At 31.4% G+C, this 14,144-nt stretch carries 14 protein-coding genes; 2 read left to right on the forward strand and 12 right to left on the reverse strand.

Translation table 11 applies throughout. The annotated features are described in order from the left end of the window. The 8 genes from B0A65_RS12950 to B0A65_RS12985 form a co-directional block, all read right to left on the reverse strand. Positions 1-2,469 (reverse strand): TraG family conjugative transposon ATPase, encoded by a 2,469-nt coding sequence (locus B0A65_RS12950; protein WP_074662052.1) that lies wholly within the window; start codon positions 2,467-2,469, stop codon positions 1-3. 33 nt (positions 2,470-2,502) lie between these two features. Then, a complete protein-coding gene (locus B0A65_RS12955) occupies positions 2,503-2,817 on the reverse strand; it encodes a DUF4133 domain-containing protein (protein WP_074662054.1) in 315 nt (104 codons plus the stop codon). A gap of 12 nt (positions 2,818-2,829) precedes the next feature. After that, positions 2,830-3,114: a DUF4134 domain-containing protein gene (locus tag B0A65_RS12960; protein WP_394335684.1), complete on the reverse strand. Its 285-nt coding sequence runs from the start codon at positions 3,112-3,114 to the stop codon at positions 2,830-2,832. Positions 3,115-3,297: 183 nt separating this feature from the next. Next, positions 3,298-3,756: a hypothetical protein gene (locus B0A65_RS12965; protein WP_123890341.1), complete on the reverse strand. Its 459-nt coding sequence runs from the start codon at positions 3,754-3,756 to the stop codon at positions 3,298-3,300. A gap of 237 nt (positions 3,757-3,993) precedes the next feature. Beyond that, complete coding sequence (locus B0A65_RS23690) at positions 3,994-4,188, reverse strand: YqaE/Pmp3 family membrane protein (RefSeq protein WP_074662057.1); 195 nt, start codon at positions 4,186-4,188, stop codon at positions 3,994-3,996. Positions 4,189-4,279: 91 nt separating this feature from the next. Further along, a complete protein-coding gene (locus tag B0A65_RS12975) occupies positions 4,280-5,473 on the reverse strand; it encodes a hypothetical protein (RefSeq protein WP_074662060.1) in 1,194 nt (397 codons plus the stop codon). Positions 5,474-5,509: 36 nt separating this feature from the next. After that, on the reverse strand, positions 5,510-6,397 hold the full coding sequence (locus B0A65_RS12980; RefSeq protein ID WP_074662061.1) for a helix-turn-helix domain-containing protein: 888 nt from the start codon (positions 6,395-6,397) through the stop codon (positions 5,510-5,512). A gap of 321 nt (positions 6,398-6,718) precedes the next feature. Then, complete coding sequence (locus tag B0A65_RS12985; protein WP_074662063.1) at positions 6,719-7,411, reverse strand: hypothetical protein; 693 nt, start codon at positions 7,409-7,411, stop codon at positions 6,719-6,721. Between the two features lie 334 nt (positions 7,412-7,745). Here B0A65_RS12985 and B0A65_RS12990 point away from each other — a divergent pair, with 334 nt between their 5' ends. Together B0A65_RS12990 and B0A65_RS12995 are read left to right on the forward strand one after the other, a co-directional pair. Continuing rightward, entirely contained in the window at positions 7,746-9,425 is a 1,680-nt protein-coding gene (locus B0A65_RS12990; RefSeq protein ID WP_074662066.1) for a helix-turn-helix domain-containing protein, read from the forward strand. A 75-nt stretch (positions 9,426-9,500) separates the two neighbouring features. Then, on the forward strand, positions 9,501-9,677 hold the full coding sequence (locus B0A65_RS12995; RefSeq protein WP_074662069.1) for a histone H1: 177 nt from the start codon (positions 9,501-9,503) through the stop codon (positions 9,675-9,677). 176 nt (positions 9,678-9,853) lie between these two features. Here the strand turns inward: B0A65_RS12995 and B0A65_RS13000 are convergent, their stop codons facing one another. From B0A65_RS13000 to B0A65_RS13015, 4 genes are all read right to left on the reverse strand, one after another. Then, complete coding sequence (locus B0A65_RS13000) at positions 9,854-11,779, reverse strand: DUF3732 domain-containing protein (protein WP_074662071.1); 1,926 nt, start codon at positions 11,777-11,779, stop codon at positions 9,854-9,856. Positions 11,780-11,781: 2 nt separating this feature from the next. Beyond that, complete coding sequence (locus B0A65_RS13005) at positions 11,782-12,276, reverse strand: three component ABC system middle component (RefSeq protein ID WP_074662075.1); 495 nt, start codon at positions 12,274-12,276, stop codon at positions 11,782-11,784. After that, positions 12,273-13,463 carry an ABC-three component system protein gene (locus B0A65_RS13010; protein WP_074662078.1) on the reverse strand — a complete coding sequence of 397 codons (1,191 nt, stop codon included), beginning with the start codon at positions 13,461-13,463 and terminating at the stop codon, positions 12,273-12,275. Before B0A65_RS13010 ends, B0A65_RS13005 begins: the two co-directional genes overlap by 4 nt. A 288-nt stretch (positions 13,464-13,751) precedes the next feature. Beyond that, positions 13,752-14,003, reverse strand: coding sequence for a helix-turn-helix domain-containing protein (locus B0A65_RS13015; protein ID WP_074662081.1), 252 nt, complete (start codon positions 14,001-14,003; stop codon positions 13,752-13,754). Positions 14,004-14,144 lie beyond the last annotated feature (141 nt).

Genomic DNA, 14,144 nt, shown 5'->3' on the forward strand with positions numbered 1-14,144 from the left:
TTAGGTTCCTTCTCTTATCTCCTGAGCCATTGCTGCGATGCCTTTTTTGATGTCACCTCCAAATTTTTGGGCATAAGCATTCATTTTTACTTTTTCGCTTTCTTCCGTTGTATAAGCAAGATATTCCTCCAAAGAAACTTCTGTCCTGTACACTTTTGAAAGCATCCCTCCTAGCGAAATAAACACTTCCTTGTATTTCTTATCAGGATCATTAGCTTTATTAACAGACAGTACAAGTGCCTTTTCCTTTTCAGTGAGACCAAGCAGTTCCTGTATCTGATCAAATTTATTCTGGTACTTACTTTGATCCAGCAGGATCTTGCAGTCACTGTTATTGATAATGGCTTGTTTAACAATTGGTGATGATATAATGTCTTCCACTTCTTGGGTAACCACTATGGCCTCTCCAAAGAACTTACGGACAGTCTTGAAGAGATACTTGATATATTCGGACATTCCCTCCTTGGCGATTGCTTTCCATGCTTCCTCAATGAGTATCATTTTTCGAATACCTTTTAGCTTTCTCATTTTGCTGATAAAGACTTCCATGATAATGATCGTCACAACAGGAAAAAGAATAGGATGATCCTTGATATTATCGAGTTCAAATACAATGAAACGCTCTTTTAAAAGCTCCAAATTCTCTGTAGCATTTAGCAGGTAATCAAATTCTCCTCCTTTGTAGTATGGTCTTAGTACATACAGGAAATTGGTAATATCAAAATCTTTCTCCTTCACCTTGTCAGTTTCCAAAATCTTTACAAACTCATCTTTTAAAAAATCATAAAAGCTGTCAAAACACGGAAAGATTTCCTGTTCTTTATCCAGTTTTTCATAATAAAACTGCAAAGCATTGGAAAGAGCCACATACTCACTTCGGTTAAAAGTTTCGTCGTCTTTTTTCCAAAGCGCCAGAAGCAGTGTTTTAATGCTTTCTTTTTTCTCGGTATCCAGACTGTCTCCTTCTGAAATATAAAACGGATTAAAACGAATCGGGTTCTTCTCATCATACGTAAAATAATACCCCTTAACCATATCACAGAGCCCCTTGTAGCTATGTCCAACATCTACCAGTACAATATGGGTTCCCTGTTCATAATAACTCCTGACCATATGATTGGTAAAAAATGACTTACCGCTTCCTGAAGGCCCCAGTATAAACTTGTTTCTATTGGTGCAGATACCCATTTTCACAGGCTCATCACTGATATCAACATGAACAGGTTTTCCTGTAAGGCGGTCTCCAAGCCTTATACCCATCGGACTCAGCGAGGACCTATAGCCTGTTTCCATATTTAGAAAACATACTGCCTGCTCGGTGAAGGTGTCAAACGTGTCATTCATTGGAAAATCAGCCGCGTTTCCCGGCATACCTGCCCAGAAAATCTGCGGAGCACCAACAGTTTCCTGCTTGGCCGCTGCATCCATCTGAGCAAGAGCTGATGATACTTTGTTTTTAATTTCCTTCAGTTCTTCCTTATCTGTGCTCCAAGCCAGGACATTAAAATGCGCTTTAACAGGCAGTCTCTGCTGGGATATTGCTTCATTGAGAAAATCATTCGTTGCATCCCTTGCAATCATATTCTCCCTGCTGTATGCCGATAAAGACTGAAGTCGTAACCTTTTGCTTTCGAGTTTTTGAATAGTTTTCTGGGCGTCTTCAATAAACAGATACTGATTATAAATATGATTACAGGATAAAAGCTGTCCCAAAGTGGATGCAAAACCGATACTGAATTTGGTTTTATCAGTCGAATACCGATCAAAGTTGATTCTCGAACCGCACAACGCCGGCAGATCAGCCGCATCCCCAAGGGTAAAAAGCTGACAGTGTTTATCGCCGACCGCTAAACTTTCATCAAACCTGATATCTTTAAAAACAAATGAATCATCCCGTTCTGATAGAAAACAGTATTTTTCAATCAGCCCCAATTTTCGGCTTTCACTTTTAAGTAAATTGTTCTTTAGTCTTGTAAGCTTTACAAAACCGCTGTCCTCCATAATTCTTTTAAACTGGCCGGTGCAGTCAATAAAATCCTGCAGCATCTGCGCTTTTAAAGTTTCTTCAGGTACTATTGAGTGTCGAAGAAGATTTGAAAAAAGCGAGCTTGAATTCTTTCTTCCCTGAGGTTTCTTGGTCAGCATAATGTAACAGGAATGATCCAAAAAAGGTCTTTCATTAAAAAACCGCTCACTGCTTCTGGTTAGAAAACTACTGTCATCACTTGTAAAGTCAGCTCGGTAGCCATTTTCTAAAAACCAATCTTGCTTATGAAAAACACAGAACTTTGGAAGCACTTTAACTGCCTTGATCCACGACTGATGAAATGCTTCATACTCCTGGTCCGATAAGGTGAAAATCTCAGGCAATTCAGCCTTAAATACCACTGTTACATCGCACTGCTTTGATAAAATACAATCATGTTCCACTGCCATGATCGGCAGTAAATCTTCCATCCTCTTCTCCATCTTCTCTTCATTTTTATATTTAACGCTCTGTAGCTATATCTTTATAAAAATACCCCTACTGTAAACTTTAATGCATTTTGGAATCTGCTTCTTGGCCACTGCCTTCATCATGCCGTACTCTCCATATTGATTACTCATTTTGTATATTTTAAAAACAAGAAAAGCACCGGCTGTTCCAACGAGTCCAACACAAAAGAGAGATGGTAAGCCAACTATGTACATCACAGCAAAAAGAATCATAAGTGCTACAACACCTCCACCCAAATACCAGATGTACTGAGCTTTTAAACCTTTGAATTCTATGCTCTGATTGATTCCTTTGTTGATCTGGTAAACACTGTTACTCATAAGATCTTTTATTTAAACCCCGAAGAAGGATTTAATTACTGTCGCTACCACAACTAGAAATACACAACTTCCAAACCAAGCTGCCGCAACTTTTCCGGTATCTGGATCTCCTGCATTCCATTTCTGGTAGACTTTTACCGCTCCTATAAGGCCAAGTATAGCACCAACAGCATACATCAATTCCGTACCTGCATCAAAATAACTTCGCACTTTTTGGTTGGCTTCATTAATTCCGGCTACTCCGTCTTGGGCAAAACCGTTTCCGTTTATTAATACCGCTAAGAGAAAAGAAGTCATCAGCAACTTTCTTTTCTGTAATAAACTTTTTAATTTCCATCTGCATTTTTTCATCATTCATCATTTAAAGGTTACATATCGAAATAAGAAACAGAGGAATACCGCCGTCACATCAGCTATTCTCCTTTGTCACATACTACCATACCGCACTAGAGCGGACGGGGAATATTCCTCTGTATTTTTTTAAGAAATGGTCTCATCCCACAACTCATCCATTTCCGGGTAAGTTAAAGTCAGCTGCGGGTGCTTTTCGCATTCTGAGACCAAAAGGGAGTTAATTTTTTCCCGAAGAGAAGAATTCTTTACATAAGGATATTCCTCCAGGATACATTTGATATAATTTTTGAATACTTCCCCAGAAATATGGGTCTGCCTTGATTCAACAACTGCCTTTTCTAATCTTGCAGCGAGTTCTCTGGCATCTTCCAAAGTATCGAAAGGTTCTTTGAATTCCGAAAACAGATCTTTAATCTGATTATTCTCCGTTTTAGATTTTGTTTTAAAAAAGTAAAGTTTTCGTCTTCCGTTTAATAACTCTTTTAAAGAGCCGGAATAGAATTTAAACATTAAAAAAAGGTACCAAAAAATTAGTAATACTACAACTGTAACTGCATAGTTACTCCAGGAAATATTTGAAAGCATAATCATCTTCATTTATAGTTACACATCATCTTCTGCTTTATAAACTGTTTCTAACAAGGTTTACGGTTTATTTACATGTCAAAGGAACAACTACTATGAAGTTTCTACAAGTACAACTTTTGTTGTACCTTTTTGTACCCCTAGTAAATACTGAGGCTACAGCCTAAAAAATGCTCGCTAGAAACAATAAAATTTATTATTTCTAGCGAGCATTACATTTAATTGGGCAGTATTCTGCTATTTTCTCATAGCTTTAATTAATTTATTATTGCGCCTGTCGGCTCTTGAATTCTGCAGAGATACAACTGCCCATATTGCCGCAGGAATCCAGCCTATCAAAGTAATCTGTAAAATTAAACAGAGTAATGCTGTCAAAATCTTTCCTCTTAAAAGAAAAGAAATACATGGAAAAAATATTGCTATTAAGGTCATGATCTAAGTTTTTTTTATAATGTGTCGTAAATAATAAAATTTGTTACTCATTTATTATTAATCTCTCCAGATTAAACAATTGATATTGTGACTAATATGAATTAATTTTTTTAATAATTTTTTCTAAAGTCTGAATTGCTATGTCTTTATCACGATCTTCAGCATTATATGATTTGCTTCTAACCGATTGATAGGAAAGTTCTTTCTTAAAAGGAGTTGATAAATAAGGAACTATCATTTTAAAGAAATGATTCATTGACCTTGCTTTGACAATCCTTGATTCATCAGCAGCTCTAAGAATTAAAGCAATCTGATCAGCAGATAAATCACATTCAATTTTACTTTCCGGTACATTGGAAGGTTTTAAAATAATTTCATCATCAGGATTTGTTTTGACATTAAATTCAAGGTTTCTTTCAAAATAATTAATTTCCTGTTTAAACCAGTTTTGTAAAACATATTTTATATTATTCCTGCACGGATCAAACGATATTTTTTCGTTCGAATAAATCCTGTCAAATTCTTTTTGATAGAAAAGCAGTTTTGTTATGCGATTTGGCAGAGATTCCTCAACCTCAATCTCCTCTTTTACATGTTCAATTATATAATCTATATAATCTCTACTGTTAAAATTCTTTTCAATTAGCACTTTATCAATTTCTGAAAATAGATTTACCTCTTTGCTACTTTCTATATTTTTAATTCCTTTCAATAGGTCTTTATGATATAATAGCTGACGGTAGGTTATTTTTTTTTTCGAGAACGATCCGAGAAAATGGATAACGTTATGAATTACAATTTTTAAACTAGTGGTATTTAAATTTTCGGATGCCTTTGCAGAAAGTCTTTTTAAATTAACTTCCAGTTCATTTCTTGAAAGCATCAAATAAGTTATTGGAACTCGTTCATCCAGACTTAAATAATCTGAAAATCGACTTTCAACAATTAAAAGTAGTTCTTCTAATTTATTTTGTAGTAATTCAAAAACGCTTGAGAACTGGCTATCTTTATCAAACTCTGTTTTTTGATATTCTATAATGGTATCTAAAAGGTAGACAAGATTCGAATGGTATTTTCTAACCTGAAGACGTACTTCTCTTTTTCTGCGTAGTAGAAAAATTTCCTTTTTCAGAGAGTTTTGTATATTTTTTGATTCCTTTTCAATATGCTCTGAAATAATCATAAAATCTTTTTTAGAGAGCTTATCAATAATAGGATTAATTGGGCTTAGTGTTTGTGATATTAATGTGTCAAACCATTCTAAAGGATATATTTTATTCATCATAGTATTGTCTAATTTTAAAAATTAATACAAGGAAAACTAACGATGCTTGAATTTCTCGATAGAATTCGAACGATACTCCGTAGGTGCTAAAGCAGTATGTTTTTTGAAAAAAACGCTGAAACTGGAAATACTGCCGAATTCTAATTCTTCAGCAATTTCACTAATGCTTAAATATGAATCTTCAAGAAGATTCTTCGCCTCTATAATAAGTGCTTCTGTAATTAGATTTTTGACTGTTTTACCTGTCATTTGTTTAACAATTTTATTCAAGTGTCCAGGTGTAACAAATAAAATTCCTGCGTAAAAACTGACATAATGTTGCTTCTTACAATGGATTGATAGAACAGTAATAAATTGAATCATTAAACTTTCTTTTCTGGAAAAATTTAAAAATGAATCTGAAGTATATTTTAAATATATTAGTTTTAGCTCATAAAGAAATAAATTAAAACTGATCCGTTGCAATTCATTATCAAATCCTTTCTTAAGGTTATCTTTATGAACAAAGTAAATAAGCTTATATATTAGAGATAATACTAAAAACTCTTTTTCTTCCAAAGCTATTTGAATTGGTGTGTTTCTAATAAAAAAATAAAAAGATTCAACTAGTTCCTTTTTTAGACAATTTTTAAAAGCAAATTCAGAAGAAAACAAAATTATATATAATTGAAGCTTTTGATTTACTTCCAGTACAGTACAATCTGAATTTTCAGGAATAATCAATATGTCCCGAGGAGATAAATCCTGAACTATATCTTCCAACTGAATTTTAAAGGTTCCAGTTTTTATTAAAATAACAGATAAATTTTTAGTTTTAAAACTTTCATCAAAAGATGTTTTGATATCATACTTTTTAATAATATAAATATCTAAACCTTCATTAAACACTTCTTTTAAGTCAATATTTAGCAAATCTTTAATCATGATGACTTCGTTTTTAATGATTCAATAGATTTCATTAATAAACTGCTTCAGAATCGTAATGTCTTAATCTTTGAAATAATTTTCAATCAGTATTAGTGATAAAAAATACAAATTCAAAAGGCATGTCAGAAAAAACAAATAAGCCAGTTTACTAGGATCAATAATTTTCTTGCCTCCTTTAAAAAGGTAACCTACTATTTCATCATAGCCAAAAAGAGCTATGATGAAATAAAGGCTGACAAGATTAAAAATGATCAAGAGAGTATAAAGAATAATTCGTGGTTTCATTTTACAATAGCTCATAGTTAATCAGAAAACATTCTAAAGGATACTTTTAAGTAAAGCAATTATGGAAATAATAGATGTCTCATTTGATACAAAGAATTTTCTTGCAGGTTTATTGCCTGCAGAAAGATCCCAATCCTTATCTTTTCGTTCTGTTTCGGAATAAAGTGAATATCTGGAAATGGAAGTGATCGTTAAGATCGTTTCAGTTTCTTCTTCATCAAAAGAAGTATCGTCCGTAATTGTTTCTTCAAAGTTTACTATATAGTCGTATGTAATAGTAAAATCTAACTGTCGGTGATTGATTACACCCTGCAGAAAATTTATTAAAGTACTTTTCGCATTAGATGCAAGCTGGCTATTTTGTACAATGTTAATCATACAGTTATCCGGATCGCTCATAATTGATTCAACAATAGAATCATTAAATACTATTATGCCTTTTTGGGTAATATTTTTTTTCCCAATCTTACTTGAAATATATCTAATTTGTTCTGTTATTTCTTTTATCGAGTTTGGAACCTGATTTTTACTTTGATAATCTGCAAGAGCACCATAATAGAGTGCCCCTTTCTTATCAAAAGGGTTTAACTTATTTTCTGGTCCAATTTGAGCATTTCCTAATTTTTCGATTGATACATTGTTAACTTCAATTGGGTTAGAATCCGAATCAGAGGTACATGAAGTTAAAAGACATAATAATACATAAGTGATTAATAAATTTTTCATAATAAGTTTGTTTGAATGGTGAATGAGAATTTCTTCTCAGTTCGTTTCATCCGGATAAGCAGAACTTTTATTCAGCACGATGCCGAACAATTTGCTTTTGAATTCAGGACAAATCTATTCTCTTGAAAAGTCTCCTGCAACACGTTATGTATGGGTTTTCAGAAAAAAAGGTATGGATTTTCCGAAAATCCACACCCTCTTTTTTACTAGTAATACATTAAAATACAATTGTTTATATTATATTTGAGTTAAGAAATTGTAAATTTATATTGTCTTTACTTTTTTTTATTTCCTACGGTAGTTTAAATTAATTATCCCCAAAACTTCTCTTCGTATGAAACGTATTGAATTGCTATTATCCCTATTATTTATTTCTCACTTTGTCTTTTCTCAAAAAGGCAATTTTAAAATACCCGATTCTTTGCAGACAAAGAGCTACAATTATTTAGAAGAAAGAATTGATCAATTTGAAACAGACAGTTCAAAAGCTGCTGTTTATTTGTATAGCTATCTCCATAAAGCTCAAAAAGAACAAAAATGGAATGAAATTGTAAAAGGGTATCAAAATCTAATGCATGCGTCCCCAGAAAAGTTGAGAACTAAATTTGCAGATAGCATGGTATACGTAGCTAAAAAATCCAATGATAACAAACTAATTGGATCTGCTTATCTAACAAAAGGAATTGTGTACTACAGCTTAAAACGGCACAACTCAGCTCTTGATAATTACTTAACTGCAAATAATTATATTTCCAGAACAAATGATGATTACCTAGTGTACAAATTAAAATATCATATTGCACTGGTCAAATATTATTTGGGTTACTATGATGAAGCTATCTCTTTGCTTAAAGAATGTATCTCCTATTTTAAAAAAGAGCAACCAAGACCTTACCTAAATTCTCTACATTCATTAGGATTATGTTACAACAGAAAAGGAAATTATGGTCTTTGTACAGAAACAAATTCTTTAGGTTTAAAAGAGTGTAAATCTTTTGGAATTAAAGAAATGGAAGTATATTTTATTCATTCCGAAGGCATCAATGACTATTTTAAAAAGAATTATACATTATCTATAAAAAATATTCAGTCTTCAATTGACGAAATGAAGGAGAAAAAAGACTTTGGAAATGAGTCCGTTGGGTATTTTTACATCGGAAAAAGTTATTGGGAACTTAGAAAATTTGAACTGGCTATTCCGTATTTCAAAAAAGTCGATTATCTTTTTAATACTAAAGGCTACCTGCGCCCAGATTTAAGAGAAATGTATGAACTACTTATCAACTATTATAAAAACAACGAAAATCCAAAACTGCAGCTTTATTACATCGACCAGCTTCTTAAAGCTGATCGTGTCTTAAATGATACCTTTAAATATTTAGTTGGAAAAATAAATAAAGAATACCAAACACAGGAATTAGTATTGGAAAAAGAAAAAATACAGATTCAGCTTCAAAATAAAAGTTATAATTATTCTAAGCTGGTTATTTTTACCTCTTTATTATTTCTCTGCTTTCTTTTTATGACCTTTCGTTATTATAGAAATCGAAAATTATATCAAAAAAATTATGACGAATGGATGTTGAATAGCAATGACGAAATTAATAAACCCCGTCAAAAAAATGAAAAACCGGCTATTCTAGATATAAATCCTGATACAGTTTCTTTCATACTAAAACAATTAGAAAAATTTGAAAGAGAAAAGAAGTTTATTCAAAAAGACTGGAATCTTTCTAAACTTTCAACAGCTTTTAACTCTAATCCGAGATACTTATCAAATATAATTCGCCATTATCGTGATAAAGTTTTTACGGAATATATAAATGATCTTAGGATAGATTACATAATTTCATTGCTTCAATCTAACGAAAAAGCAAGAAATTTCAAAAATAAGGCACTAGCTGAAGAGGCAGGTTTCAGTAGTACACAGCTCTTTGCACAGGTTTTTAAAGCAAAAACAGGAATGCCCACCGCATTTTTTATAAAGCAGATACGAAAAGAGAAACATTTATGATATTTATTTATCTGTCTATTTTAATTCTGACTTAAAATTTTACTTTTGCCCCGTAATTAAAAAACAACATTTATCATGAATGATCTTATAGCAAAAATTAATGCTGAAATCGAAACGTTTAAAACTGAATCAGAATCTCTATCAGAAAAAGGAGTTAAAGCTGCTGGTGCAAGAGCTAGAAAATCTTCTTTAGAAATTGAGAAACTTTTAAAAGAGTTTAGAAAAGTCTCTATTGAGGAATCTAAGAAATAAATTTATCTTCACTTTTACTTAATTAGCCTTTCAGAATCCTGAAAGGCTAATTTCATGTCACACTTTAAAAGTTTTTTCGCCCAATTGCCAGTACTGAACTTGATGCAAAGCACAAAGCTTTATTAAACCAATGTAATGCCTATTTCTTGTAAGTGCTGTTATATCCAGTGCTTTAATTAGTTTGCTAACCATTCATGTGGGATTAATTTTAAACCATCCCTCCAAATTTCAGTTACTGATTTTTCAAATCTCTCGTTTTTAAGATAGGCGTGGTCTGTAATAATAACTTGCAATCTTGGTGTCAATGATTCAACTACATTAAACATAAAATCGAACATTTTATTAACTGCTATTTCATCTGCACTTACTTCAACGACATTCTCATTTTTTTCTGGCGGATAATATACTTGTGTAGGTTGGTCAATAACTATAAAACTTGGCACAGGTCTATTGTTTTGAATGAAATGTTTATGAAGTGCAAATACAATAAGTAAATGATAAGCAACCCAATTCGCACCACTCCCTATTTGAGGTAACGCAATTGGTTTAGTGTCAGAGTCAATAAACATAGTTAATTTATTTATATCAAACCTGATTGGGTTATTTTCATATTCAACATCTAAATCTTCAACCCATTTACTCATTTGTAAATTAATTTTATTTAATATTGATAACAGGATTTCTCTTTCATTATCGCTGTCAACAGTTTTTTCTAATTCAGTAATTCGAGATTTTAGATTTTCTATTTTAGAATTAATATTTTCTGTTTCTTGCTCAACTAAAACACTCTCTAAAAACAAACTTACTCGACCAATTATTTTTCCTCTTCGTAAATTTAAATCTCTTATAGTTCTAGCTTTTTCATTCTCAACATATAAAGCAGATATGCTTTTTTCAATTCTTTTTAATTCTGTTTCTACAGAATGATATTGTGTTTCTACTGAATCTATATATGATTGAATTCTAGGACTTTCAGCTTTTGTAAATTTTAAATCTTCTTTGATATTTGCTAAAGAAAGATTTATGTTTTCTATTGTAGGTATTGAATTAGTAAGTGGATTTTCACATAAAGGACACAATGACTTATCGTGATTTGAATTATTATACAAATTGATTGATTCAAGCCTGATTTCTTGTTGTTTTGCTTCTGACGAATATCCAAAAGAGCTCTTTAGATAGTCGGTTGCTGCTTTTTTATTATCAGATATTTTACCTAGTTCTACTTTTAATTCACTTCTTTTATCGATTAGTTCCTTTAATGCAGAATTTTCGGCCTTTACTGTAAGTGGTTGAAACTCCCAATTTGAAACATATTCAAGGAAAGTGTACGCCTCTCTTTGATTTTGAGGATTAACAGATTGTTCTAAAATTCCAATTTCTTTAGCTTCATCTATTAAGGAATATGCTTGACTAGTTCCTTCTGATTTTATTTTTTCTGACTCTCGATTTTCTCTAACTAATCGATTAAGATTTTTTTTTAATTGAGTGATTTCACTTTCAATTGCTAATGAATTTTCATTGACAGCTCCTAAAAAGTAAGGAAGCGTATCTTTTATGGATTGCGGAACAAATTCCTTATTTTGGTTATAAAAAAGTTGGTATGGGTCCGCAACTAAATATTGAGGCTGGTAGCAATAAAAACGTGAATGTTTAAAGTTAGCTTTTAATGGTTCCCTTGTTAGAGAATCAGGAACGTGGACGTTCTCAGAAATACCAATTTTACGGGTTAAAAAATCTTTTAAAGCATCTACATTTAAATTAGAATTTATATCTTCTAAATTAGGAGGAATTTCTCCAATATTCCGAAGGAGGCAGACAGTAGTTGAAGCTTGAATACCTTTGACATTCGGGTTTTCACGAGCTATAAATGCTGTCTCTGTATCATTAAAAATAATTTGGATTGCAAAATACGATACGGTATCACGTATAATACCTTCTGGAATATCACAACCACTTGAAGCTAAACAATAATTAATTATTTCAATTAAAGCAGATTTACCCGATTTAGATTCTCCAGTTATAATATTTACTTTGCCAAGTTCAAATGGCAATATTCTTTTTTCACCACTATGGCTATATAATATGATTTTCTGTATTTGCATAATTATGGTGTTATTCTTAAAAATGAGTATATTGATTTAACATCACTTGTTGAAGACAACCATTTACCAAGCATTTCTGCTTTTTTTAATATATCGTTGTATTCTTGGTATTCCTCCTTATTTATTATTTTTACTTTTTCATCAGTTGCTAGTATTTCAGCCTTTTCATTAAGTTCAATTTTGTTATGGGCAAGTAAAAATAATAGTGCTTCTTTTGTATATTTTACCATACTTCGTGTACGTTTGGGAAAATCAAAAAACAAATCGTCATTTTGTTCTACCCAAACAAAATAGTATGTTCTAACTGACCTTGGCATACGTTCTCTAGTAGCTTTGTGCAGTACTATTGGTAATACCAAAAAGGCAAATGCATACGGAAAGTTAGTATTAGTATGTTTGTTATATTCTTTTGCAGTTGCTCTAATAATTTCCCCACAAAACGCAGGGTTAAATAAATTTGCAACAATTGTATTTCGTTCTGTCCAACCTATATTCATATATCTTTTTTGTAATTTGGATGCCAGCCAATTTTTTTAGAATCTGAAAGCATTTGATAACTTCCTCGTGTCAAATAGTCCTCATTGAACTTTTCTCGAATTTTGATTTGTGGACAAGTTTTGGCAAATTGTTCGATATAAAATCCTCTTCCTAGTTCAATGACTTCTTCGATGCTTTTTTCTTCTGCTTCGTCACACATTATATCGAAGATGTTTTGCCAATAATCGTATAGTTTTACATCATATTGTTCTTCTTCATCGGGGTTTAATAATTGAAGCCTTAACCATTTAGAACGTTGTTCAAAGGCTCTTCTGAAATCACTGATTGCTCTTTTCAAAGTTTTTGAATTAGCATTTATCTTTATTAGGTCCAATTGTTTTAAAAAATTTCTCTCCTTTAAATTTTCTACATCTTCGTCTGTTATTTCTAATTGAACAGAAAAATGATTAGGTAAATTATCTGCTTGAAAAGAATCACTGATATTAGCTATTTTTAGCTGTAATTCACTTGAACTAATGGAGTCGATTCGGGATGTTAAATTGTCTATTGATTTTGCAAACCACCATCCTTCTAATATTTCAAGAAAAGCATCTAAAGAACTAGGGTATGTTGAATAAATAAGTTCTTTTTTTATTTTACCATTAATTTCGGTGATTCCGATCGAATTATCTAAAATCCTAATTCTTTTAATTAAACTTTTTTTATTATCGACAGATAAACTTTGATAAGCTAAATATGCCTTTTCGTTAGTCTTGTTTGAAGATTCCATTGAAATTTTGTCTAGACTTTTAATTATTTCTAAAATTTCGCTGTCTAAAGATATATTAGATTTGAATTTATAAAGCAAACTAGAAGTAGGAATCTCTTCGGTAGTAATTAAATTAAAAATTGTAGTTTCTAAGTCAATTAAGCCATTATTTATATGCTCAGACCATATTCTAATTGTTTTCCAAAAGTCTACGCTGGCATCAGTTAAATTCGCCTTGTTTTTAATATGTAATTTAGTTTGTAAAAGTTGTAAAGTATTCACATCCTCAATTTCAATGTCATCTAGATTTTCAATTCTGACTTTTGGGTTGTCAAGTTCTTTAGAGTACGTAAGTAAAATTAACAAAGCATATTTAATTTGGTAGAAGTAACCCAAAGATGGTTCTTTGGCAGAAAAGTCAGTAATTGTTTTTGTCATATATCTTAATTTTATTCAGGAGGTTTTTCTACATTGTATACAACTAATTTATTCCTGCCATAAAATGGCTCCAACTCATCAGTTTTTCAAAAACTTTATGCTATTAATCTATTTTTAATAACAAACCTACAAAACCAATTTTATTCTATTTTACGGTTTTCCATAATGGGATTTATTAATGGCAAATTAGTTTTTTAATAGATAAAACCACACAGTATAAATACCTGTTTTAGATTATTATTGAGCATAAAAAAAGATGCCGAAGCATCTATAGATTTTTTTTTTCATTTATTCTTCAACTCGATATTTCTTTATATCAAATTCGAAATCAAACAATTCTTTAGGATGTACTTGTAAAGCACTAGCGAATTTCATTAAAGTTTTTAATGTTAAGTTTCGTTTACCACTTTCGTATTTACTAACCTCAGCAGAATCAATACCGGTCAAAAATTCAATATCCTGTTGTGTTTGGTTATTTTTTGATCTTATCTCAGAAATTCGTTTTCCTATATATTTTTGCAAATCTGCATTTAATTCCATTTCATTAAGTTTTCAAGCAATTTCCGTTTTATCGATAAAAATATCATTGGGATATATGCCAGTATTTGAAAAATATTTTTATATTTGTTTCATATTCAGTAATGAATTGTATTTTTGCGATCCTTCATTTAAAATATTTGA

The organism is Flavobacterium frigidimaris (assembly GCF_002217275.1).
Classification (GTDB): domain Bacteria; phylum Bacteroidota; class Bacteroidia; order Flavobacteriales; family Flavobacteriaceae; genus Flavobacterium; species Flavobacterium aquidurense.

What these genes read in the sequence shown, in the direction of transcription:
- B0A65_RS12955 (WP_074662054.1), bottom strand. Translation starts at nt 2,817, where the DNA reads ATGAGTAACAGTGTTTACCAGATCAACAAAGGAATCAATCAGAGCATA.
- B0A65_RS23690 (WP_074662057.1), bottom strand. Translation starts at nt 4,188, where the DNA reads ATGACCTTAATAGCAATATTTTTTCCATGTATTTCTTTTCTTTTAAGA.
- B0A65_RS12965 (WP_123890341.1), bottom strand. Translation starts at nt 3,756, where the DNA reads ATGCTTTCAAATATTTCCTGGAGTAACTATGCAGTTACAGTTGTAGTA.
- B0A65_RS12985 (WP_074662063.1), bottom strand. Translation starts at nt 7,411, where the DNA reads ATGAAAAATTTATTAATCACTTATGTATTATTATGTCTTTTAACTTCA.
- B0A65_RS13005 (WP_074662075.1), bottom strand. Translation starts at nt 12,276, where the DNA reads ATGAATATAGGTTGGACAGAACGAAATACAATTGTTGCAAATTTATTT.
- B0A65_RS12975 (WP_074662060.1), bottom strand. Translation starts at nt 5,473, where the DNA reads ATGATGAATAAAATATATCCTTTAGAATGGTTTGACACATTAATATCA.
- B0A65_RS12995 (WP_074662069.1), top strand. Translation starts at nt 9,501, where the DNA reads ATGAATGATCTTATAGCAAAAATTAATGCTGAAATCGAAACGTTTAAA.
- B0A65_RS12950 (WP_074662052.1), bottom strand. Translation starts at nt 2,469, where the DNA reads ATGGAGAAGAGGATGGAAGATTTACTGCCGATCATGGCAGTGGAACAT.
- B0A65_RS12990 (WP_074662066.1), top strand. Translation starts at nt 7,746, where the DNA reads ATGAAACGTATTGAATTGCTATTATCCCTATTATTTATTTCTCACTTT.
- B0A65_RS13015 (WP_074662081.1), bottom strand. Translation starts at nt 14,003, where the DNA reads ATGGAATTAAATGCAGATTTGCAAAAATATATAGGAAAACGAATTTCT.
- B0A65_RS13000 (WP_074662071.1), bottom strand. Translation starts at nt 11,779, where the DNA reads ATGCAAATACAGAAAATCATATTATATAGCCATAGTGGTGAAAAAAGA.
- B0A65_RS12980 (WP_074662061.1), bottom strand. Translation starts at nt 6,397, where the DNA reads ATGATTAAAGATTTGCTAAATATTGACTTAAAAGAAGTGTTTAATGAA.
- B0A65_RS13010 (WP_074662078.1), bottom strand. Translation starts at nt 13,463, where the DNA reads ATGACAAAAACAATTACTGACTTTTCTGCCAAAGAACCATCTTTGGGT.
- B0A65_RS12960 (WP_394335684.1), bottom strand. Translation starts at nt 3,114, where the DNA reads ATGACTTCTTTTCTCTTAGCGGTATTAATAAACGGAAACGGTTTTGCC.